19 protein-coding genes and 1 pseudogene are annotated in these 22,800 nt (G+C 57.1%); 14 read left to right on the top strand and 6 right to left on the bottom strand.

Annotated features, from left to right (window positions below; translation table 11 throughout):
* Positions 1–263: transposase (locus tag F758_RS0140255; RefSeq protein ID WP_198026691.1), on the bottom strand; the 263-nt coding region annotated here is incomplete at its 3' end.
* 216 nt (positions 264–479) lie between these two features.
* Here F758_RS0140255 and F758_RS0140250 point away from each other — a divergent pair.
* The 3 genes from F758_RS0140250 (at position 480) to F758_RS0140240 (ending at position 2,540) form a co-directional block, all read left to right on the top strand.
* Positions 480–875 (top strand): response regulator, encoded by a 396-nt coding sequence (locus tag F758_RS0140250; RefSeq protein ID WP_024513107.1) that lies wholly within the window; start codon positions 480–482, stop codon positions 873–875.
* A 1,042-nt stretch (positions 876–1,917) separates the two neighbouring features.
* Complete coding sequence (locus tag F758_RS45805) at positions 1,918–2,166, top strand: type II toxin-antitoxin system HigB family toxin (RefSeq protein WP_035724910.1); 249 nt, start codon at positions 1,918–1,920, stop codon at positions 2,164–2,166.
* Between the two features lie 41 nt (positions 2,167–2,207).
* A complete protein-coding gene (locus F758_RS0140240) occupies positions 2,208–2,540 on the top strand; it encodes a helix-turn-helix domain-containing protein (RefSeq protein WP_245286740.1) in 333 nt (110 codons plus the stop codon).
* Between the two features lie 105 nt (positions 2,541–2,645).
* On the opposite strand, the gene F758_RS0140235 is transcribed toward F758_RS0140240, so the two are convergent.
* The 4 genes from F758_RS0140235 to F758_RS0140225 form a co-directional block, all read right to left on the bottom strand.
* On the bottom strand, positions 2,646–2,861 hold the full coding sequence (locus F758_RS0140235; protein ID WP_024513105.1) for a helix-turn-helix transcriptional regulator: 216 nt from the start codon (positions 2,859–2,861) through the stop codon (positions 2,646–2,648).
* Positions 2,831–2,995, bottom strand: a complete 165-nt coding sequence (locus tag F758_RS50440) for a hypothetical protein (protein ID WP_157450417.1) — start codon at positions 2,993–2,995, stop codon at positions 2,831–2,833. The genes F758_RS0140235 and F758_RS50440 overlap by 31 nt, the downstream gene beginning before the upstream one ends.
* Positions 2,996–3,623: 628 nt before the next feature.
* Positions 3,624–4,298, bottom strand: a complete 675-nt coding sequence (locus F758_RS50435) for a 4'-phosphopantetheinyl transferase family protein (RefSeq protein ID WP_157450415.1) — start codon at positions 4,296–4,298, stop codon at positions 3,624–3,626.
* Positions 4,299–4,988: 690 nt separating this feature from the next.
* Positions 4,989–5,423 carry a hypothetical protein gene (locus F758_RS0140225; RefSeq protein WP_245286739.1) on the bottom strand — a complete coding sequence of 145 codons (435 nt, stop codon included), beginning with the start codon at positions 5,421–5,423 and terminating at the stop codon, positions 4,989–4,991.
* A 621-nt stretch (positions 5,424–6,044) separates the two neighbouring features.
* Between F758_RS0140225 and F758_RS0140220 the strand changes: the two genes are divergently transcribed.
* From F758_RS0140220 to F758_RS0140175, 10 genes and pseudogenes are all read left to right on the top strand, one after another.
* Positions 6,045–6,800 (top strand): class I SAM-dependent methyltransferase, encoded by a 756-nt coding sequence (locus F758_RS0140220; protein WP_245286738.1) that lies wholly within the window; start codon positions 6,045–6,047, stop codon positions 6,798–6,800.
* A gap of 155 nt (positions 6,801–6,955) precedes the next feature.
* Positions 6,956–7,389: pseudogene (locus F758_RS45800) on the top strand (IS5 family transposase); the annotation flags it as partial.
* Between the two features lie 579 nt (positions 7,390–7,968).
* Positions 7,969–8,154 (top strand): hypothetical protein, encoded by a 186-nt coding sequence (locus F758_RS48860; protein ID WP_084306071.1) that lies wholly within the window; start codon positions 7,969–7,971, stop codon positions 8,152–8,154.
* Between the two features lie 985 nt (positions 8,155–9,139).
* Positions 9,140–9,496 carry a hypothetical protein gene (locus F758_RS0140205; RefSeq protein WP_245286737.1) on the top strand — a complete coding sequence of 119 codons (357 nt, stop codon included), beginning with the start codon at positions 9,140–9,142 and terminating at the stop codon, positions 9,494–9,496.
* 1,063 nt (positions 9,497–10,559) lie between these two features.
* Complete coding sequence (locus tag F758_RS0140200) at positions 10,560–11,879, top strand: lysine N(6)-hydroxylase/L-ornithine N(5)-oxygenase family protein (protein WP_024513100.1); 1,320 nt, start codon at positions 10,560–10,562, stop codon at positions 11,877–11,879.
* Complete coding sequence (locus tag F758_RS0140195; protein WP_024513099.1) at positions 11,876–13,105, top strand: MFS transporter; 1,230 nt, start codon at positions 11,876–11,878, stop codon at positions 13,103–13,105. The genes F758_RS0140200 and F758_RS0140195 overlap by 4 nt, the downstream gene beginning before the upstream one ends.
* Positions 13,106–13,143: 38 nt before the next feature.
* Entirely contained in the window at positions 13,144–13,923 is a 780-nt protein-coding gene (locus F758_RS0140190) for a phytanoyl-CoA dioxygenase family protein (protein ID WP_024513098.1), read from the top strand.
* A gap of 24 nt (positions 13,924–13,947) precedes the next feature.
* Positions 13,948–14,277, top strand: a complete 330-nt coding sequence (locus F758_RS45795; RefSeq protein WP_035724908.1) for a cupin domain-containing protein — start codon at positions 13,948–13,950, stop codon at positions 14,275–14,277.
* Position 14,278: 1 nt separating this feature from the next.
* A complete protein-coding gene (locus tag F758_RS0140180) occupies positions 14,279–15,868 on the top strand; it encodes a class I tRNA ligase family protein (protein WP_084306069.1) in 1,590 nt (529 codons plus the stop codon).
* A 7-nt stretch (positions 15,869–15,875) separates the two neighbouring features.
* Positions 15,876–17,009 carry an aminotransferase-like domain-containing protein gene (locus tag F758_RS0140175; RefSeq protein WP_024513096.1) on the top strand — a complete coding sequence of 378 codons (1,134 nt, stop codon included), beginning with the start codon at positions 15,876–15,878 and terminating at the stop codon, positions 17,007–17,009.
* A gap of 180 nt (positions 17,010–17,189) precedes the next feature.
* Here F758_RS0140175 and F758_RS0140170 read toward each other — a convergent pair whose 3' ends face one another.
* Positions 17,190–20,291, bottom strand: coding sequence for a DEAD/DEAH box helicase (locus tag F758_RS0140170; RefSeq protein ID WP_024513095.1), 3,102 nt, complete (start codon positions 20,289–20,291; stop codon positions 17,190–17,192).
* 568 nt (positions 20,292–20,859) lie between these two features.
* Here F758_RS0140170 and hemN point away from each other — a divergent pair.
* On the top strand, positions 20,860–22,194 hold the full coding sequence (gene hemN / locus F758_RS0140165) for an oxygen-independent coproporphyrinogen III oxidase (RefSeq protein ID WP_024513094.1): 1,335 nt from the start codon (positions 20,860–20,862) through the stop codon (positions 22,192–22,194).
* Positions 22,195–22,800 lie beyond the last annotated feature (606 nt).

Below are 22,800 nucleotides of genomic sequence, written 5' to 3'. Positions count from 1 at the left end.
TCGGATTCCAACGGTGTCGCGTCCCAGACACCGTCGGCAATGAAATGGTGCAACTGATCGTAGTTGCCGGTTGCAAGGCGTTCTGCCATCGGCTGAACGCTCTTGCGATCGCCAGGGCCGATCAGTCCCGCAACGTACAAGGGGCACATCCGCTGCCGGGTCTTATGACCCAGTCGGTCCAGAAACGGCTTCAGCCAGCGTTCGAGTTCGTCTTCCCACTCCGCCATGGTCAGCCCTCCGAGAGCCGACCACCCATGAATCATTGAAAAATTGATTCGGGAATCCTAAAAAACGCGCGAAAAGCGACAATCTGCCAAAGTAGTGCTAGCTGCGAGGCTGGAAATATCGCCGCGCTGAAGGCGGAGACCGCGACCAGGGCGTGCGCGCTAAAGATTGAGCCACATCAAAGCGCTGGCCTTCTTATCCTATCAACATTCGCCTGGTGAACCTGATGCTCCCAAACAAGCCTAGAACGACGGATGCCCTCCTCAATTCGAGCACCTCTCGTTTACGTCATCGACGACGATGCCGATGTGTTGCGCTCGCTGCGATTTTTACTTGAGGCAGATGGCTTCGAAGTGCGGACATTCCGCAGCGGCGAGGCGCTGCTCAACGGGTTGGCAATCGGTAGCGCCGATTGCTTCGTCATCGACTACAGAATGCCGCACATGACGGGAGTCGAGCTGGCTAGCGCCTTGCGAAAGCGCAAGATCGGCGCGCCGATCATCCTTATTACAGGCTCCCCTAACCGAAAGCTTCTCACCGATGCCGCTGCAGCCGGCATCAGCCACATCCTGCCCAAGCCTCACATCGGCGAAAGCCTCCTCACCCACGTACGCGCTGCCATTGATGCAGAGCGCCCGCCGAGCGCATAAGCCAGAAATCCACATTCGGCCGGCCGATGGCAGTGCCGATGTCATCCGCGCTATGCGGATCGCGTTAGCGGCGATGCATTTGGAATATGAGAGACAGATCAAATTTATGGTTAAAGGCGATGATTATAGCCGACAGACCAAAAAAAGCCCGGCCCCTTTCGGTGGCCGGGCTGAAGTCAGTCTGGGAGGAGCGACGCTATTAGGCATCGCACCAGCTTCCGTCGGCGAAGGAGCCCACCGACGGATCCTTTACGGCGAGGGCATTCGCCGTTAACGCAGCCACGAGCAGATGAGCCCCGTCCAGAATCAACTCCTCTGTCGCTTTCCTCTGTTCATAGCGAGACCATAAAGTCGAGGCCGTGCAGCGAAGCACGCTTGCTCGTGTTTATATTCACGCACGTTAGAGCAGTCGTATATCCCGCTTCCGGAGCCAGCCTGCTGGACGGCAAGTCCGTCACACGTGTAGCGAGTCTCGGCATACATGACCTGACGTTTAGAGGCAGTGGTGCGCCTCGCGCCTCGCCTGTCACTTGCAGATCACTCGCCCTGCGACGGACCTTCAATCCAATTGCTAACATCGCGCAGGAGCATATGGCTGGCCGCCATTGCTTCCTTGCGACAACTTCTATGCGCAATTCCATGCAGCCGGTAAAATAGATTTTTTCAATAGAACGCATCGACACCATTGATAAATGCGGGCGGCGGCCATTCGACCGTTTTGGGTTCCAAGGCGCTAAGATCGCGAAAGCATTGTTGAGGATTGTCGCGCCGCGGCTACTGATAGCGAGATCGAAATCCAGAGTTAAACCGCTGGAGGCCAGATCGACTACGAGGGAGATCCGCCCAAAAATGAAAGAAACGCCTCTTTTATCGGGATCGCTAGCACGCACCTTCTTCGCTACATACACCTATACATACACCTCGCAAGGTAGTTTCCCCACGCCGTTGAGAACCAGCGATATTCATCGGCCGTCTTTCAGAGTTTTAGCGCCAGCATGTTCTTCCCAAAAATGGAAATCCTTTACGTTCCGGCCATCGGGGTATCGACGCGGCGCGCGCCCACTACCGGGCATGGCTGGCGATTGCGGAGGCTTCGGACTGGCGCACGCCGCAGGACGTGAAGCGTTCGCATCCCAAGGCGAGCATCCTAAAAGGCGGGCGCGTAGTGTTCAATATCAAGGCCAACGACTACCGCTTGATCGCCTTGGTACAATATCGCGACGGTGTGTTGATAATCCGCTTTTTCGGCAGTCATGAAGATTATGATAAGGTGAATGCGGAGGCGGTGTGATGAAGGCGACTTTGATCATTATCCAGAATGAGGCCGATCATGTGGCGGCCAAGGCGCTTGTCAGCAAGCTGATGCGATCGAGGGAGGCTGACGACCGCGCGCGCATGGTGGCGCAGGCTCGCCTGATCGAGGCATATGAACGCACGCGGTGGCCGCGAAAAGCGCCGCCGTTGCCCGATTTGCTGACCTATCTGATGGAGCAACATGATTTGACGCGCGCCGATCTTGTGCCGCTTCTGGGCACGGCGAATCGTGTCAGCGAGGTCTTCTCGGGCAAGCGCGAATTGAGCATGACGATGGTAAAGCGCTTGCGCGAGCGTTTCCATGTTCCAGCGGATTTGCTGATTTTGGCCAGTGAGAGTGTCGCAGCCTAAGCGGATAGGGACGCGCCGGTAAGTCAAGCGATTTCGGTGGCGATCTAAAGCGATGAGTGTGGAGGCCCGGAGGACCCGTGCGAGGAAATGGTACAACCACCGACGTCACTGGACCTCATCTAGTTCGCATTTTGGACGCCATGGAGCGGGATCGGCGATCCAGCGATTGATGTCGGATTCATGCCACCCGGTGCCGTTGACGCTGATTTTGAGTTGAGCCGGGAAGGTGCCTTCGGCGATCTTGCGGTAGATGGTGGACCGGGACATCCCGGTCCTAGCGAGGACGGTCTTCAAACGGATGATACGATCTGGTTCGCGCATCCCCGCGCGGCCTCATGCTGGTCGATGCCGTGGACGAAGGCCAATTCGTGGCCGAGCCGGCGACCTGATTCGAACGCGATGCCGAGCTCCCGCTTGCGGTTGGCGAGGATGGAATAGATGTGGCGGGAAACCACCTACTCTCTCCAGCGCTGGGGTTGGTCCATGCTGTTCTTGCTCCAGTCCGCCGACCTAAAGCGCCCTTGGCAAGCGCATGATGAGAACGTGTTTGATAGCGGACAAGCTCACATCGACCTTGTGAGAATTGCGACACCATTTCAATCCTGGGCTACCGTTCCGTCTGTGAGGCGACCGACAAGACAGCTAAAGTAGAGTGTTCGCGTGGCGTAACATTTGCAGGAGACCGTCTTAGGCATCGGCACGAAACGGTCCGACGTGCGGATGCCCGCAACCCCCCGGTTGCGGCCCGACGCACTGCTCCCCCACCATAAGTGCGTCGGGCCTTTTTCAGGCTCTGCAGGAAGTCGGCCGCGTTCACTCCAGAGCGCTGCTGATCAGCTCATCTGCCCAAAATCCCGCATAGCTCCTCGCGCTCTCACAGATGGGCAAGCTGCTTACGTCGGACAGCCCCTCAGTCACGCGCAACAGTAAGAGATATAAGGCGCGGTCCGGTCGATGAACGACCTAGTCCGGCCCCGACCGCAACACACATCAAAACGGTTATCGACGCTTCGCACTCACGCGTAATCTGAACACAGACTCGCCTTGCATTTGGCGGGCGGCTTCCGACGGGACGCTCCAGCGTTACTCGCCGCGAAAACGAGCAGCTATCGCAAGAATTCCCCCAGCAAACGACAGATAGATCCCATTTATAGATCGGCTACCGCAATTCATGAGTTTCTCCGAATTCCCAATCTCGGCCTTGAACACGCCGGTATGGTCATCCATCGTCACATTGAGATCCTGAAAGCCTAGGAGTTTCCCCGTTGTGGACGCATATGATTTGTATACAGCCTCCTTGATCACGAGAATCAACTTCGAACCGAGGCGGTTGCTGCACCACTCTCCACGTTCCATTTCCTCAGCTGTACATATGATCCGCAGAAGGTCGGCTCCGAGCGCTTCTTCATCTTCGATGTCCAATCCTAGAGCGAGTACGTCATCGGAGCGTCCGACAACAGCGGCGGAATGAGATGAAGAATGGGAAATGCTTCCGACGACGTCGGAAGGCCAAAGGGGCACTCGATCTACTCGTGACAAAATCGGAACAGGAGGGACGCCCAGACCCCGCAACGCCTCGTGAGCGTGATGGCGTCCCCAGGCGAACTCACGCCGTCGAGGTAGCGAGACGTTTCTCAAAAGGTCGGCTTCCTCGGCAAACAGGAGAGGAGTCGGATCACTTATCGGACCTCCGGAAAAACTGATGCCGTGCCCCAACGCTTTGCGAATGTCGGTCCCTAGCATTTCAAGCGTCTTCATAGCTGGGCGGAACCTTTCTTCTGGAATAATGTGTACGCAATTGACTTCGTAGCTAGCCGGCTGTTGGCAAGTCACACTCGGCCGGCGTTCGATATGACGGCAACTCGGAAAATTAGAGCGTCTGTCGGACGGTCGAGACGAGATTCAGGCGAAGGTCTTGCTGATCTACAGCCGGCGCCCCATCGAGGGCCGCCATCGAGAAATGAATCGTCAGCTTGGGGGCAACAGCTCCCCTGCCCCCGCAGAAAAAGAATCTAGGATGGCAAAACGGACCTCGCTTCGGTTCGCAACCCATGCAGTCCGATGTATCGTGCAGGTCCAACAGCGGGGTTATCGGTTTGGATCAGCTGACGACAATCGCTCAAATTTCCTTGAGAAACGCTCGAGAGTGAGGTGCGCCTAGCCCGTCGTGGCACCGGGTCTGGAGCCGCCCGCCCGTCTACTCGAATACCTTGAGACGTGCATGGCCCGAGTCCACGCGACCGCCCCGGTCGCAAAGCTTCTTGTCTGCGCATCTAAGTTTTCGACCACCCGCACACGCTTTTGGAGGACGTGTCGGCGCGGCCATCTCCAGCTGCCATTGTGGACGCCGTACCCTTGATCATTCAGGCACGGGAAAGGTCGAACGCGCATTGATACCAGTGCGAGGCGTTCCTGAGCAGAGGTTACTTAACCCTGAGCCGCTTCAGGCTAATCTGTGAACTCAAGCTGGAATTTCCCGAAACCACCGGGCTTCGTTTTGAATTTGGCCGTCCTACCTGCGATAGCCGCCAGCGTGCCTGATGCGAATTTGAAGACTGTCTTGCCTGAGGCTTCGACGCCGACAGCTTTGCCTTCATCCATGAGAATTGAGGCGGTGCCCTCTACTAGCTGCCCGACCGCAAAGCCGCCCGGTGCCCGATGCGTGTCGACAGAAGCCAAGTACGTTCCCTTTAGATCATCCCATTCACTGACCACGACTGCTGTAAGCACGCCATCCTTCAATAGGCCCTCTACACCGCGACAGGTATATTCAAAGCTGACGATGTCGTGATCCTTCCGATCACCTATCGGCTCTTGACTAGCCGCGACTGTGGGGGTGCAATCATAGCGTGCAATGATGTCCGCAAGTGCAATCCCGCTCATCACTATCAAGCCGATAGCGGAACATAGGATGGTAGCGAGACAGGATCGTGTCATTCTAGCTGGTCCTGGCAGGTGTGCTTGTTGGCTTGGTACGTACAATGTGACGTTACGTGCGATTCAAGCCCTTGAACCGCGCGTTTCACGCTAACTGAACGCTGGACGGGAATTGACGGTCAGTTGCCCGGCGACTCAAAAGCCTGTAGCGGCTCGGACGAAGGCGATTGGTGCGGCGGTGCGCGCCGCTGCCTCTCTGCCCACAGTGGGTGACTAGGCGCCTTGCTTGGACCGTCGTTCCTAGTCTGCAAAAGGCCGATGCTTGTCCGAAGTGAAGCATGACTGGCTTATAGCGCCCGGCCCGGGCGGAATCTGCATCCCTGACTTTCTGCATTTATCCTACTTTAACCGCCGCAGCTCATGCCGTTCTATTGCGCTGGCGAACAAAGCTCTCGGCAAGGCGGCGCCGAATTAGGGTGCGTACTCATAAATGTCCGCTTCGCGCTGATCGATGCGTTTTCAAGTTGTACTGTTGCAAACTTAAGCTCGTGTGTGGCAGATAGGATTTTCATGCCAGACGATTCATCAGCATACGTTGGCAGCATACCCGAGCACTACGAGCGAAACTTGGGGCCGCTGCTTTTCGCGGATTATGCCGTGGACATTTCTCTGCGCGCGGCCGCTTGTGGACCTCGACGAGTGCTGGAGATTGCCGCAGGCACCGGGATCGTTTCGCGTGAACTTCGAAATTTGCTGCCTGTTGGTGTAGAGCTGACAGTGACCGACCTCAATTCACCGATGTTGGAGATCGCACGAACGAAATTTCGACCCGAGGAGTTGGTCAAATTTCAACGTGCTGACGCTACAGCGCTCCCGTTCGCTGATAACAGCTTCGATGTGCTCGTATGCCAGTTCGGTGTTGCGTTCTTTCCCGACAAGGACAAATCCTACCGCGATGCCGTTCGCATTCTTGTTCCCGGGGGCCGTTATCTTTTCAGCGTTTGGGATTCGCATCGATACAATACGTTTGGCCGGATAGCGCATGAGGTGGCGGAACGCTTTTTTCCGGCTGACCCTCCGCAATTCATGACAGTTCCTTTCGGCTATCGCTTCGAACTAATCAAGGACTCGCTGATCGATGCTGGCTTCGCCGACATCCGTGCCGAGGTAATCCGTTTGCAAAAGCGCGACGCCGATTTGACCGCTCTCGCCCGTGGGCAGGTCTATGGCTCTCCGCTGATCGATCAGATCCAGCAGCGTGGTGGCTTCGAAGCGGAACAAATCGTTGCCGCTCTCGTGCAGGCGTACCGCAGTGAGTTCGGAAACGACCCGGCCACCATACCGCTCCAAGCGATCTTATTTTCTGCCAGAAAGCCGTCCTGAGGCAGGCTATGGTCATTTTCGACGGATTCGGCGTTGGTTGTTGTTGGGTTGATGTTCGCCTCTGCCCGTAACCGCCGAACCCGAGTTGGACACCCGAGAGCGTTGCGATTGGCCGACCTTCTGTGATTCAAACTCCCAAACTGGCGGCCCGAATCATGCGCTACGAACTCGCCGATTATAAATGGGCTGCCATCGAGCCGATGCTGCCGAACAAGCCCCGTGGCGTTCCTCGGGGTGAACGACCGGCGTGTCCTCAATGGCATTTTCTGGGTCTTGCGCTCCGGAGCACCCTGGCGTGATCTGCCCGAGACGTTTGGTCCGTACGCCACATGCTACAACCGCCTCGTACGCTGGCGGCAAGCTGGTCTCTGGGGCCGCATCATAGACGCACTTGCGGCTGGCCATGATGCCGCTGTCCAGATGATCGACACCTCGACTGTCCGCGTGCATCAGCATGGAGCCTGTATCACAAGGAACCAGCGCCAATCGATAGGAAAGGTCAGGCCGCGGCTTGACGAGTAAAATTCATGCGGTGGTCGATAGCAACGGTCTTACGGTACGGCTGGCATTGAGACCCCGGCGGAGGCACACCGACAACTGCATCGCTTTCATTCAACTGGCGTCAATCAGGCTATGGCTTCGCCTTAACGAAGTCCGCGTCCTAACGCGCGTGAAACGTAGATCCTCTGAACTGCGTAAGACTTTGGGACATCCAGGAAATTGTCGCTAAACGCATTTGATACCCGGAACACACTCGGATTGAACTGCTGCTGCTTCGGTCAACTCTCCGGCAGCAATCGAGTCTTGAGGACTGCGGCTCGGCGACTATCTTTGATTTTTAAAGCCCTGCAGCTTTCAACAGAGCGCTCCAGACTGAATTTCCAGCATTTGCAGCGGTTGTGTAAGCGCAGTCCTTCGGTACCGATGAGTAAACTCGCCTATTGGTTTGAGAATGCGTGGTGATAGTGCAACCACGTAAGCAGCACTGAGAAGGCTCAGGCTCACTATCCAGCCTGCCCGCTTCGGCTCGCGTGCTTCCTGCGACTGTGAGCTGCGCTGGGATCGAAGCCGCGGCTTCCAACCAGGAGAAACGGAAAAGTGTCAAAATGATCTCTTGAAGCCCCAGTCTTGCGTGCTAAGGAGATAATCTCAGCTCAAGGAGGAGAAAGTGGCTAAGGCGAAAAAGAACGGATCGAAACCCAAGCCCTACACCGTCGCTGACGTCAAATTGCTAAAGCAGCATTCGAGAGCAAGAACGCCGGTGCCGAAAATCGCCAAACAGATGAAGAGAACAGAAGGCTCGTTGAGGCAGAAAGCTTTGAAGCTCGGGATCGGCCTCGGCCACCAGCGATAGCCAGCGGCTTGTACTTGCCGGCGGCTTGTTTCGCCTAATTAGCTGCCGGAACACCTCTAGTAATAGGCCATTGCGGCCCCTCCTCAAAGAGCGACGAGCGAGCATCGCTCATGCGTACGAGGGGCAGCCCTCGACAGATCCAAACCATTTACGTGTAGGATGGATGCGCAAGCTGCCTATACAATGCTGCCACGGCAAAAGGTTGTGTCTTCAAGGGAAAGCCGCTCTGCGTTAGCGGCCGATTGACAAGCTCATCACCTGCAGTCAGCCACGGGGTACGGATGTCAACCGGCCCTTTGCTCTGGGTCACTCATCTAAGCGAAACGCATCTATGGCGTGCGCCGTCAAAATCACTAAGCTTAACAAAATGAAAGTTCCTGCAAGAGCCGAATACACACCCCGTTTTCCTTCACTTGGACCTTCGTTAAAAACCTGAGTACCTGGACAGTCAAAATAATTCATTACGGCGGACGAAGTTGCGCCGGATTGATAAGTTTTTGCCAGAGCGGCCCACCGCTATATGCTGTTCAAGCGTCTGGACACGAAAGCGGCACCGATTCTCGCATTCTGGCTCGAGGCGCGCGAAATCGCCCGTTATACCTCCCGGGCGCTGGTCGCATAAACCCGCGCGCAAGCTATTTATCCTATTGATCACCCGATCGCGGGCCGCAAGCTCGATCGCATTTTGCCGCCAAGGCGAAGCCGATGGCTTCAAGACGAGCTAAGCACGACGACGCCTAAACGAAGCAGCTCGCAAGTCCGTCGGCCAAGCAAAGTCATCTGATGGAGACCCTCGTGCCTTTTACAGGCCAGTTCAAGACTGAAAGCGAAACTACTCCGCCCAGATGTTCAATGCAGTCGCCAATAGGAAGACAAGTCCGCGAAATCGCCTCAGAATCTCTCAACGATCACCACACGAATCACCTTCCATGCTGGTCGCGCCGTTCGCCGCATTAGCGCGATGCGGGCAAATCGGGGGAGGCGAATGGCGCAGGAAAAGCCTGCCCGCTCCGTCGCGAACAACTCAGGAGACATGATGAACTTAGTGAAGACCTCTGTGATCGCATTCGCCCTTTCCGCTTTGGTTGCGAGCCCCGTGCTCGCGCAAGGGCTAGCGACCGACTCCGAGGCTCGCAGCGGCGTGCAAGGCAAGAGCCTGCCGGGCACCATAATCGATGATGAGGAGGATTTGGCCGTTCAGCCGCCAGCAGCGGACAAAAAGGTCGGTATCAAACCGACCAAGGGCATCAAAGGTGGATCCGGCACCACCGGAATTGCCCCGCATAAGGGGCTAGTTGAGGATTCGGCGACCGGCGCACCGCTCGCCGGCAAGCGCAACTAACGCGCGCTGACCGCGTCGGCAAGCCTCCGGTCGCGCGCTGCGGCCGGAGGTTTTTAACAGGACAGGATTTGAGGCTACTTGCTACTCACGTTTGAGCACCAGCTGAACGACCGGTCTCTCATAAATTGTTCATTTTTGAAGCGCAAAAGCCGGTGTGTGCCGCACGTTAGCCAGTCAGAAGATCGCCCGTACGGGCGCGCGCCGGCAAGACTCCGTCACCAGAAACTCCTCGCGCTTGGCTTGAATAGACGGGTTGTTGCTTACGCTCACCGGCCTCTTGGCTAAGCCCAAACGAGGCCAGCGCAATCGGCCAAAGCGGAACTGTCCACCGCCACTGCCTGAGAAACTGCCAAGGTTGCGGAGAGCCGAAGATCTCTGCAGCCCCGCATAGGGTGACGCCCTCTCCTGGCGCGACAACAGAGGAGCGGTCTGCGAGGCCTGAAGGGCTGACAATCCGTGGAAAGATCATGAAGCTTTGAGCACTGTCAGGGTAGATGAGCCTTCACAGTGCGTTCGTTTCTTAGCCATGGATCCGTCCGGCTGGGTATTCCGGATGTGTATGTCCGATTACCGCCTCAATGGCGTAACTCCAACAGGAGCTGCCAGCGCAGTTCCGCACGAAAAGCTGTAGGTGGGCACGTTCTTCCCGTCCAACGAGGCGCAGTCGAGATTTCATAGTTTGGCACGGCGATTGCTGATGAGCAGAGAGACCACCGGAAGCCGCGCCCATGGCCCAGGAGTTACCGATGAGGCTTGCCCCCACTGAAGTTAGTAGTACCAGACGCCGTTTTTGCTTCGCGACGCGCAGAGCGTGAACACTCCGGCTGCGACCATCCTTCCCCACCCCACAATGAGACTGTTCGCGGTTTCAACAGACGGCTTGCAAGACGCGTCCATTGCGGATGCGCAAGTCAACGAACACACCCATCCCGTGGCTACAACCCAAGCCGCTGCCCCATCCCAAGTCACACAACGTAATAAAGCGACGCACCCGGACCCGAGCAGAATTTACACGAGCGCCAACAACCAGAACTTACACGAGCTCAAAGAGGCTTCTGCGGACATGCTGGATGTCATCGGGATTGGGATCGGCCCATTTAACCTTAGCCTCGCAGCGCTTATTGAACCTACTCCGCTCCGCGCACTCTTCCTGGAGAAGCGAGACGCATTTTTCTGGCATCCAGGCCTTGCGCTGCCGAACAGTCGCCTACAAGTGTCGCCGCTCAAGGATTGCGTGACGCTGGTCGATCCTACTAGCCCATATTCATTCCTCAACTATTTGGCACTGCATGGTCGGCTCTACAGCTTTGTCAACAAGCGTAATGCTTCAACGTCCCGGCAGGAATTCATTGAGTATTACCGGTGGGTCGCAGGGCGACTCAACACGCTCCGCTTCTCCGAGGAAGTCAAGGATGTTGTTCCCTTTAGGCACGGCTACCGCATCAGCACGAATACAACCACGTACTTGACGCGCGCTGTTGTTGTCGGCGTTGGCGTAGAGCCCAAGATCCCCGCCTGTGCCAGCTCTTTGCTATGTGACACCGTCTACCACGCGGCCGACTATCTCGAGCGGCAGCCACCGTTTGCGGACGAGCATGTGCTCGTGGTGGGAGGTGGTCAGAGCGGCGCTGAGATTATCGAGGACATTCTTACTCGTTCTGTATCCACCCAGATCACGTGGGCAACGTCGCGTTCGAACTTGTTTGCCATCGACGACAACAGCTTCGTGAATGAGGCTTACACGCCCGCCTATAGCCGCCGCTTTCACGCTCTACCGCTTCAGCAACGCCGGGATATAGTCGAGGGCGAGATGCTTACGAGCGATGGTATTTCTGTCGATTTGTGCAACCGCCTTTATGAAATGCTGTACGAACGCAGCGTGGATGGCACGCTTGCCGATCGTTTTCGTGTGTTGTCCAGCGTAGTCGTAAAACACGTGACGTCCCACGACAAGCGCTGGCGAGTAGATCTAAATGAGATCGCAACGCAGCGAAATAGCTGCGTCCTCGTCGATCGTATAGTGCTTGCTACAGGTTTCCAGCCACGTACGCCGCCCTTCTTGCAGGCCCTCCTCGAGGGCGCGTGTATGGAAGACGGCCTGCCCGTACTCGGCCCGGATTACGCAGTCCGCTTCAGTCGGCACATGCCAGGACCAATATATCTGCAAAATCAAAGCCGCGTGCAGCATGGATTGCAGAGCGCCAATCTATCTTTGGTCGCGTACCGCAACAGCCTGATTATTAATAGCCTCCTCGGCCGACCGTTCTATTTAAATACATCCGACAGGCAGATGATTGAGGTTTCCATACCTTCGAACACGTCTGAACGAGATGCCGGTGTGGTCGCGATGCCATCAAGCCGACACGTGTTGGGAAGCATATGAACAGCGGCTCGATCTCACCGCTGCGGGGCCGGATTGCGGAGGGGACGGCTAAAGCTGCCGACCAGCTTTCAGCCACGCTCGACTACCGCGCCTTTGCACCATTTTTGATTGCATCCATTGTCATTGCAGCAGCTTACGGCACTAGCTTTCTATTGCCGGACTACATGCATGCGCTCGGAACGGATAGTCGAGCCGCGGGTCTTATTATTTCAAGCGGCATGGCTGCCACTCTCGTTTCCTGTTGCTTGGCAGGTTGGCTGGCAAAGCGGATAGGCCTATTACCGACGGTGACGGTCGCCTCGCTACTTATGGCCCTAGCCATGCTCGCCTTTGCCGGCGCTGCCCTCGATAAGCGCGCGGCGTACGGTGGAGGACTATTGGTGGGCGCTGCTTGGTCAGTGTTCTTCATTCTGGCACCACTGCAGATCATCCGCCACCTACGGCCCTCAGCACGTATTCAGTATTTGACTGTCTTGTCCGGATCACAGATGGCTGGGCTCGGCCTGGCGGCTCCAGTTGGTCACTTGCTTGCAAACTACACTGGTTCGCTGGCCACGATTTATGTGGTGCTCGCGATTGCGTGCGTGATCGCAGCCGCCTGCGTGGACGTTACAAGACGCGCGATGTCGAGGCTAGCGGCAGTGCCGATGCCAGATATCGAAATTACACTGGCCGCGACTACGACACTGCTTCAGAAGTGCACAGCACTCCCCATCGCCATGATCGCGATTTCAGCTTGCCTATTCGCGGGGTTGTCCACATATCAGAGCGCATATTCCGCATCACGTCACTTGAATTCCGATCTGTTCTTTCTCGTTTTTACTGCGACGAGCGTGGCCCTACGCTTCTCGGTCGCTCACCTCATGGGCAGCCTGCCGTTACAGCGACTGGCACTCACGCTCATCCTACTGACCGCTGCGTCTCTGGTGTTGTTCCTTCTCAATGATGGCAGCACCTCACTCTATATCGCAGCCACCGCCCTCTTTGCCGCCGGCTATGGCTTAAGTTATTCAACCTTGAACACGATAGCCGTCAATCTTGCCGGAGAGCACGGCGTCTCCATGCCCACGACCTCGCAGATCTTTACGCTCGCATACTTCCTCGGGCTCTTCGGCTTTCCCATAGTCGGAGGGCAGTTGGTCCGAGGATTCGGGCCTGACGTGATGTTGCTTAGCCTATTGAGCGCGACCGCTCTCAACGCCGTCCTAGCAAGCCGCCTCGGGTAGAGCACAGCTGATCCGTCTCATCTTACGAAGGAGCTCACATGCTGACTGAAGCACAACAATCGAAATGGAACAAGGATGGTTATCTTCGATTGGAACAGTTCTTCGATTCTGCCACGCGCGACAAGATTTCTCGTTTCGTCGAGGAAGTCGCACGTTGGGATGTAAGCTCCGACAAGTGGATGTTGTGGTTCGAGAAGACGAGTGACAGCCGCAAGATCATCTCCAAGGCCGAGAACTTCTTAGACTATCATGCCCCTCTACGGGAGGCGCTCCTGGCCGATGGCCGCATTCGTACAGCGGTCGAGACACTCTTAAATGAGAAGACACGGATGTTGAAGGAACTTCTGATCTTCAAATATCCGGACAGCGGCGGATACCGCCCCCATCAGGACATCTATCATATCCCACACAAGATACCCGAACGCATGGTGCACGCAATTGCATCCATTGCCGTGGACGACTCTGACCCGGGTAACGGCGGGCTTTTCTTCACGCCAGCTCGCCATAAGGAAGGGGTGTTTCCGATGGATGCCGGCGGCGTGATCCACCCAGAGGTCGCCGAGACCTTCACATGGGAGCCGGTGCAATTGAAGGCTGGCGATCTTTTCATTTTCGACGACTATGCGCCCCACTACTCACTGCCAAATAAGAGCAATCGGTCGCGTCGCGCGATTCACTTGGTGTTCCAGCGCGCATCCACTGGAGGTCCGACACGCAACGAATACAACCGCATGAAGCGCGCCTACAACCCACCAGAGGAAGCGGTGGCGGACCTTGAAAACCTAAAGGTTCCCAACGGTATATTCTATCGCGACTGATAGCCACGTGTCAGGAAGACAAACGTGTACACCAAGCAGGCCGATCATTCTCTGATGCGAACCGAATACGGCGTTCTGGTCTGGCGCCTTTTGGAGCATCTCCCGGAGGGTCTCAGCCCAGCATTTGGCGCCTCAGTCGTGGAGCTCGCTCCAGGGGATGCGGTCGACCCGCACGATCATCAGGAGCACGAACTTTGGCTGCTTACCTCTGGTCGTGGAGAATTCGAAGTTGACGGTCAGGTCCGTGAGGTCAGCGAAACGACCTTGTGTTACATGGCGCCACATCAGACGCACACTATCCGCAATATCAGCCAAGACAGCGCTCTGAAATTTATCTCGATTTGGTGGGATTGACGTGCGCACTTATTTTGTCTGTCCCGCGCCGCCTTGCCCGAACGGCAAACTACATCTGGGTCACATCGGCGGCGTGTATTTACTCGCTGATATTTTCGTCCGCTTTCAACGCATGAACGGCCATCGGGCCTACTACATCACTGGCTCAGACGAGCACGGCACATACACGCTCGAAACGGCGCGAAAGCTCGGCCGATCCTTTAGCGAAGTCGCAGAACAATACGTTCACCAGATCTTACAGTGTTTGCGCGCCGTGCAAATTACTCCTGATGTGTTCGTGCGCACATCTAGCGAGATTCACAAAGAGAATGCGCGAGCGATATTCCGCGAGCTGCAAGGGGCCGGCTACGTCGACGTACGGAATGGCGTCCAACTGTATTGCGAACATTGCGATGAGTTCGTGACAGACTCGCTCGCAACTGGCCGTTGCCCGGCTTGCGCATCGCCTTGCGACAGCAATCTGTGTGAGAACTGCGGGCTGGCTCTTCAGCACGACACCCTCCTCGACGCACGGCACGTCACTTGTGGCCGTAATCTTGTACTAAGACCCATCACGCAGGCCGTGTTCGACATGCCACGTCTCGCTCGCCCACTGGACGAAGCCATTGGCGAAAGCACATGGCCAGAGCCGATACGCGCCAAGGCGCGCGCTTGGCTACACCGGAAAGTGCGCGGCTTGCCGATGACCCGCCATTTCAGGCACGGTGTGGAGGTAAAACAGCCTCACTCTCTGAAAGGCCAAACGCTGCTTACATGGTTTGAGGGCCTCTGGTGCTTCGATACCGGAATTCGCGAGCAATGCGCCCGCGCCGGTCTGGACGCAAACGCGACCTTACACGACCAGAACACCGAGCTTCTTTTCTTCATGGGGCAAGATAACCGCTTCTATTACACGCTAGGTGTGGCCGGCGCTCTGCTCGCGCGCGGCTATCCAATTCCCAAAAATCACTCCGTCCAGGATTTCTACAAGCTGGAAGGCGAAAAGTTTTCCACCAGTCGTGATCATGCTCTTTGGGCCGATGAAGTGGCGCGCGAGGTGGGGCCAAACGTACTCCGTTATGCACTGGCGCGAGTGGCCAAGCCGTTTGGAACTGACGCAAACGATTTTGATCTCGACGGGCTCGTCTCGGCAGCCTCGCGCCTTCGGGTGTGGGAAGATGCGTTACGCCGGTATGCAGAAAACGCACGCACAGAAGAGAGCACCGAACTCTCCCCGAATTTTCGCGGCTTGGCTGAAGATTACGCCGATGCGATCACCGCACTGCGTTTTTGGGATGCACTTGACATTATCGACAGGTACTTCGAGCTAGGTCGCTTTGCACATCCAGACGGTTGGACGTGGAATGCTGCGCACATCTCGCTGTTCCTGAGCCTACTCTATCCCGTAGTACCTGAGCTAGCGATGGGCTACGGCCAGCACTACTTTGGCGTTGCGTGGCGGCCGTCCCTTCAGCCATCAGCCCTAGCAGCCCAGCCAAAGACGTCGGTGGACTTTCCCCGTTTCAGCGCGCCAATACCCGCACACTTTGCCGCGGAGTACAACAAGCGCTTTTGCAAAGAACAGATTTGGCAATCATCAAGATCCGAATGACGAAGCCATGAATTCGCGCATCTCAAAGCGCAGCGCTGTCGCTCAAGGCTTTGCACTGTTCAACTCCTCAAGTGCGAAGCATGGCATCAATTTCGGGCACGCGCTGGCCGACCCGCTGACGTTTGCAGAACTGCCGTGGCCAGGCGCGTTTGACGGACGTACAGGTGTCGCTTCGACCGATCTGCCGCAGTATACGGATGCGGCTGGTTTGCCCGAACTTCGTACAAAGCTCGCACTGAGGTACGGTGTGCGGCATAACCAAGTTATGCTTACGGGTGGTGCTTCACAGGCTTTACAGTTGCTTGCCGATGGCTGGATTGACCCCGGTGACGTGGTCCTGACGGAGGACCCCTCCTACTTGGGCGCACTACGTACGTTTTCGATCGCGGGTGCAACCGTGGTCCAGCTAGGTCTGTCCGCGGAGGGAGTGGATCTGAACGAAGTCGAAGCAATGCTGCGGACCAATGCCCGGGTGAAGCTTTTCTACGCGATGCCGGCATTTCATAATCCAACCGGGCGCCAGATGTCGTGCGACCACGTGGCGAAATTGGCGGCACTTCTAGCCCGCAGCGGCGCGCTCTTGGTGCAGGATCTTGTCTATGCTGAGCTACCCTATAACGGTCCAGTGCATTGGCTGGCGCCAGGCAACAACGTGGTCAATGTCCATAGCATCTCAAAGGTTGCGGGACCGGGGCTACGGGTAGGCTGGGTGCTTGCGGAGCCGGACATCATCAACAAGCTTGCGCACCTCAAACGCGACGGCGGCGTAAGTCCGGTTCTAAGCAATATCGTTTTGGGGTTGTTGCAATCGACCGCTTTTGACGCGCACATAACACGCTTGCGCGAGCACTACCGAGCGAAGCGAGACAGCGTACATTTGTTACTGCAGCGCAGCCGGATTTGCGAGCCGGAATATACTCGGCCAAGCGGGGGCTTCTCGTTCTGGATACGGCTTACCGCGGGTACGGATCCCGAGAGGTTTATTGAAGCTGCGAGCCGCGAGTACGACGTGCACCTTATAAATGGTCGCAACTATGGCCCACGAAGTGGCCGTCACGTGCGCCTGTGTTTCAGCTATCTTCCAATATCTCTCATTGAGCAGGGGCTGGAGCGCTTAAGTAATTTGCATGCTAATCTCTAGATGCGCGTGGTATGTTTATTCAAGAGCAGAGCTTTCCGATCAGGGACCGGGCCACACGTCCAGCCCCCAGCGCCGACACTTCTGAAGAGAGCGAGCTCGCGAAGACACAAATAAACTCGCTGTCCTGTTTTGTTGAGGGCCGGCAAGGTCGCCTTGGTGCGCCCCTAACCGACCTGCCCGTCAGTCGTCCAAGGCTTCGAAGAATTGTTCAATCTGTGTAAAGGGTGCTTGGCGCGTTCTGCTGATGTAGACGACCCGATCGCCGTCGCGTTGCAGCGCTCGCGCCTTTGACCTTCTCAGTCGTCCCGGGAGGAATGTCGCAGCCACCGCCTCCGGCCCGACATTCAGTCTTATGATGCCTCTTCGCCTGCAATCGATCCTGAGCCTTGCCGCCGCAAAGAAATCGAGCGCTGGGGCCGGCAACGTTCCGAACCGGCGCAGGGTTTCCTCCTCTAGCTCGTCCAATTCATCCTCGTCTCGGCACCTCGCCGCTCGAGCGTAGATTTCCAGTCGGACCGCCTCCGATTGCACGTAGCTCGCCGGCAGCATGTCGGCGATCGGCAGATTCAGCTCGGGGACCCATAGCTCGGCTGTTCTCTCCTTGCCCTCCGTGGCCAATTTCAAAAGATGGCTGTAGAGTACGGGTCCGAACACCTGTACATGGCCGGACTGCCGCTCCGAAAGCAGATCTCCCGCTCCTCTAAGGTCTAAGTCACGCGCACTTATCGCAAAACCGGCACCGGGTCTGCTAAACTCCTCCAGAATTGCCAGCCGCTTCTGAGATCGCTCTGAATCCGAATCGGTCAGCAAATATGCATATGCGCGTATGCCGCTGCGTCCCACCCTCCCCCTGAGTTGATGAAGTTGCGCAAGACCGAACCTTTCGGGCCAACAGACCACGATCGTATTTGCCCGCGGGATATCCAGTCCGCTCTCCACGATGTTGGTTGCGAGCAGAACGTCCGCGGCACCTTCAACGAAGGTCATCATGCGATCGTCTATTTCGTCCACGGATAACTTGCCGTGTAGAGACACGATACGAAGATCGGGCGCTGCGGATCGAACTCGCGCCAGCATCGGCTCGAGATCCTGAATTCGCGGACAGATCAAGAAGCTCTGTCCATGACGCCTCTGTTCGCGCAGCAATGCTGCGGCAATGGCAGCGTCTGACAGCGGCGCGATCTTGGTGACCACGGGAAGCCGATGCACTGGCGGAGAGGCAATGACGCTCAGATCTCGAAAGCCCGCGAGACCTGTCGCAAGTGTCCGCGGAATCGGCGTGGCGCTCATCCAAAGGCTATGAATGCCTCTGGCGAGTTCGGAAAGTTTCGCCTTCTCTGCCGCTCCAAAATGTTGTTCCTCGTCTATGATGATCAACCCAAGGTCGGCGAACTTCACGTCTTTGGACGCGAGCGCATGTGTTCCGACCACGAGTTTCAACCTTCCGCTCTTTAGAGCCTGCTTCGCTCCCCTTGTCTCTGAGGCCGAAGCAGCGCGCGACAGGCTACCCACCTCAATGCCGAACGGAGAAAAACGTTTGCGGAAAGTCGCAAGGTGCTGTCTTGCCAAGACGGTTGTCGGGACTGCGATCGCCACCTGCTTACCTGACAGCACCACAGCGGCCGCCGCCCGCAAAGCCACCTCAGTCTTCCCGAAGCCCACATCGCCGCAAATGACCCTGTCCATTGGGTGGCCAGACGCGAGATCTTCCAGGACCTCCCGAATGGCTTTGGCTTGGTCGACCGTAGCAAAATACGGAAAGCGCGCGACGAATCTCTCGTAGATGGGACCCGGTGGTACAAATTTCGGAGCCCGCCGGCGACGGCGCTGGCTGATGTGCTTAGATAGCCGCTTGCCGGCGGTTTGGATTTCCTGTTCCACCTGGCTGCGCCGAGCCCACCATGTACTTCCATCTGCCTTGTCCAAGGTCAGCTGGCCGAGCTCCGATGCATAAGGCCAGATCAGGGCAAGATCGGCGGGCGGCACGAGAACGGCGTCGTCTCCAGCGAATTTAAGCCTGATCATTTCGCGTGACGACACCTCCCCCGTAGCCACAATCTGCAGTCCACCCAGCAAGGCCACCCCGCGCTGCAGATGAACAACCACGGCGCCCAGTTCCGGTATGTCTGGATGGTTGAATGCGGCATTCCAGACTCTTGCCATGGGCTGAGGATGATGAGCCCTGCTGCCGAGCACATCGCAAGCAGTCACAACGATCGCCTGTTTTCGGCCCGGTACGACAAAACCTGCATCGAAATCGGCCAGAACCGCTGATTCACGCTTACGTCCGGCCGTCGCGTCCCTCCAATTCGCACAGCGCTCTGCCTTGATGCCGCTCATCCGCTCCATCACGCGCAGATCATCCTCCTGGGCCGCAACGAAAACCAGTCGCGAACCGGCGCGCCGCTTCTCATTGACGAATGCACGCAGCGCCTTTTTCGGTGATACGAGCTTCGAAAATTCAGGCGTACCGCCAAACCGCGACGTTTGAGCCAGAACGCTCATATGCCTGGTCGCCAGCTTCCATTCGCGTCGGCCGATATATTCGCGTTCTCTGTCAGTGCCGCCGCCGGCCTCTTCGATTGTGCTAAGCCAGTTATCAGCGTGGGCAGACACCCCCGCATCCGCGATCCACTTGGCCCGGCCACAGTAGTCGAACAGAGTCGAGCGTCTTCCGCGCTTACTCCGGAAATTCAGCCGCTCCGAGATCGGATCGACGACAAGCTCCTTTGCTTCGCAAATGTCGCGATGTTGTAACGGATCGAATGCCACGATCCGACGTATCACCTGATCGGAATGCTCTACTCTGAACGGCCCGAGTGCCCCAGCGGGAAAAATCTCGAATGTGTTTCCGTGAAATAGGGCATCGCCCGGGTAGACCGCCTCGTCATCAAGGTCGTAACCCAAGGCATCGAGGCGGGCTTGGAGTTCCTGCTCAGAAAACTTAGCGCCTCGCTTGAGGCGCAGGACTGCGCGAGCCCAACTCGCGGGCGCTGGTAGGCGCTCCATGACGGCCTCGACCGTGGAGATGAGCAGGACCGGCTTTTCAGGGTTGGCGAGCCGCCTCAGGACCGAGCTGCGTCTGCCAGCGATTTCGCGTGATGGCTCCATCTGATCGAACGGCAGAGTATTCAGTCTTGGAAAAACCAGCACATCGCATAGCGGGTCAAGAGCATGAAGGACGGCTCCCAACCGCTCGGCCCTATTCTCGTTTTCGGCGAGGAACACGATCCCTTTACGGCCCGACTTTTTCCACTGTTCGAGCAAATGGAGAGCCATCATGCCCAGGGGAGAGGAAGAGGACATCGCATTACGCGCTGGCGGAGATTTTCGCTTCGTCGCTCTGCTAGCGAATCGTATTGTCTTAGAACGGCTCATAGAACCCGCGTTTGATCCGCAACCCGGGGAGGCTCGTGGCGAATATCTTCCATCGAGATTTGAATCCTGGAGACTATGCTAAGGACGGCGTGCATACGCGAATCTCGTCGCGAACGCACGTCTCTAGCCTAATTTGTCTGGTGAATACTCGTCTTTCCGGTGAAAGATCGCGAGATGAGCCGTGCGGACGTTGGATTTCGTCGTGATGGCCGGATCCGGCAACGGGACCTGAGCACCGGACGAGGGGGCAGTCATTTCCACAGAGTAAATAGTTTCGATCCAAACAATCGATTTCTCAAATGGCCAAGTGTCTGGTCCAAAGCCCCTCGCCTGTTGATCAATGAGCCATCAGTTGTTGATGCAGTCAGCCTACCGCACATGGGCACGTGAAGCGGACCGATTGACTTAGCGCAACGACGCAGGAGGACCCAGCGGCCAAGCTGAGGGTGAAATAAGCATGGGACACTGACCGTTGCGGACCTCACTCCTGAAAAAATATTACGATGCCCGCCTGCCTTGGTACACCATCTATCCAGCAGTATCCCATTTCTCCGCCGCGGTCGGAGCCACGGCTTGTGAGAAATGGCTGGGCCATCTGCCGCCTGACGAGCCGGTATCGCTCTATCTCCACGTTCCGTTCTGCCGGTCTATCTGTTCGTATTGCGGCTTCCCGAGGACTATGACGCGCCGGGATGCGCCAATTCTAAATTTCCTGGCGGTGCTGCGTGAGGAGATCCGTTTGGTCGCGGAGCTAGCGCCCGAAGGACTTCCTGTCAATGACATACACTTCGGGGGCGGAACGCCGACCCTTATGAAGCCCGCCGAGTTCACGGATCTTATGGAACTCCTGCGCAGCCTGTTCGCATTCGGGAATGCGGCTAGCGTCGCGATCGAAATCGACCCGCGCACGTTCACCGTCGAGATGGCCGACGCTTTGACAACGGCCGGCGTGAATCGCGCGAGCCTCGGAGTTCAGACTTTCGACCGCACTGTCCAGAGAGCCATAAACCGGGTCCAGAGTGAGACGCAGACGGTCGCGGCTGTCGAAATTCTGCGGCAACGTGGAATAGCCAATATTAATTTCGACCTCCTGTTTGGTCTCCCAAACCAGACGGTGCAATCTTGCGTTGAAAGTGCGGCCAGGGCAGTGGCGATGCGCCCTGGCCGTCTCGCGGTTTTTGGTTACGCCCATGTTCCTTTCTTGGCGAAAAATCAGCGCCTGATTGACGAAGCGGCGCTGCCGGACGTCGCGGCCCGCGCGGAACAGGCCGCGGCGATGGCCGAAACTCTGGTTGCGGCCGGTTATCGCAAAATCGGGCTTGATCATTTCGCTTTACCGGAGGACGAGCTCGCGCTGGCACAAGAAGCCGGTCGTCTGCGGCGTAATTCCCTCGGTTACTCCGCGGACACTTGTAAAACCGTGATCGGTTTGGGCCCTTCGGCCATCGGCCGCCTCGGCGAGGGCTACGTCCAGAACGAAATTGCAACGGGTTCCTACAGCCGTCAAATCAGAGCCGGTCGTCTGGCGACATCAAAGGGCCATCGTCTCAGCAACGAAGACCGCCTGCGAGCCGAAATTATCGAGCGGCTGATGTGCGATTTGGAGGCTGACGTGCCGACGATATGTGCCCGCCACGGGTTTGATCCGCTTGCTTTTCTGGATTCGGCCGAGCGCTTGTTAATGCTCGCCGAGGACGAGATAGTGGACGTCAAAGAGGGCATCATCCGCGTGAGAGAGGAGCACCGATTCATTATTCGCGGGGTTGCTGCCGCACTCGATCAATATCTCGATCGCCCGTTGTGTTAGCAGGCAAACCAGTGTGGAAACTCCGAAAGCGTCACCAATATGCTCCAGTATATCGTTAGAAATGAACGCAGTCATCTCTTGCGGCTTCCGATAGCGGTTCACCGTGCTCTAATGATTTCCAGCTCGCTTGAGCTTGCGCCATAGATGGATGAGCTTGCCTTTGAGTTGATAGCAAAGCGCCTAATCCTGACGTATCTGCTCGGTGGGCCCCCAGCCACCACTCAAAAGTGGACGCCGGCCACAGATGACGCTCAGCGGTGTGTCGGAGCGAGCGGTTCATGCGCAACTCCGCTCCCTCAAAGCAGCTCGCTTGAAGCGCACCGAAAACACAGGATCACCTGCTGCACGTAGGCCCCGCGGGTTTTTCTCTTTCCCCTCACCGGACGTGAGCGGGAAAGAGTGTCCGAAACGGCCAGCTTTCGCTGCATGCCTCTTTAAGCCTGTCATCGGTCCTCGCTTCGCGCGGACCCGGTGGACGGAATTCTCGATGGCCTAATCCGCTGCCTCTCTGCTCTCGCTCAAATATGCCCGATAGGCGAGCGCAATCCCCTCTTGCAGCGAGGTGCGGGCGCGCCAGCCGAGCGCGGCCAGGCGACTGACGTCGAG

It is taken from the genome of Bradyrhizobium sp. ARR65 (assembly GCF_000472385.1).
Classification (GTDB): Bacteria; Pseudomonadota; Alphaproteobacteria; order Rhizobiales; family Xanthobacteraceae; genus Bradyrhizobium.
The sequence above is the reverse complement of the archived record's forward strand: the minus strand, read 5'-3'. Positions and strand labels throughout refer to the sequence as shown.

Bases quoted from the DNA above. Each gene is read 5' to 3' on its own strand.
- F758_RS0140250 (WP_024513107.1), top strand. From the start codon at position 480: ATGCCCTCCTCAATTCGAGCACCTCTCGTTTACGTCATCGACGACGAT.
- F758_RS0140235 (WP_024513105.1), bottom strand. From the start codon at position 2,861: ATGCGCGAACCAGATCGTATCATCCGTTTGAAGACCGTCCTCGCTAGG.
- F758_RS50435 (WP_157450415.1), bottom strand. From the start codon at position 4,298: ATGAAGACGCTTGAAATGCTAGGGACCGACATTCGCAAAGCGTTGGGG.
- F758_RS0140225 (WP_245286739.1), bottom strand. From the start codon at position 5,423: ATGAGCGGGATTGCACTTGCGGACATCATTGCACGCTATGATTGCACC.
- F758_RS0140205 (WP_245286737.1), top strand. From the start codon at position 9,140: ATGGCGCAGGAAAAGCCTGCCCGCTCCGTCGCGAACAACTCAGGAGAC.
- F758_RS0140200 (WP_024513100.1), top strand. From the start codon at position 10,560: ATGCTGGATGTCATCGGGATTGGGATCGGCCCATTTAACCTTAGCCTC.
- F758_RS0140195 (WP_024513099.1), top strand. From the start codon at position 11,876: ATGAACAGCGGCTCGATCTCACCGCTGCGGGGCCGGATTGCGGAGGGG.
- F758_RS0140190 (WP_024513098.1), top strand. From the start codon at position 13,144: ATGCTGACTGAAGCACAACAATCGAAATGGAACAAGGATGGTTATCTT.
- F758_RS0140175 (WP_024513096.1), top strand. From the start codon at position 15,876: ATGAATTCGCGCATCTCAAAGCGCAGCGCTGTCGCTCAAGGCTTTGCA.
- F758_RS0140170 (WP_024513095.1), bottom strand. From the start codon at position 20,291: ATGATGGCTCTCCATTTGCTCGAACAGTGGAAAAAGTCGGGCCGTAAA.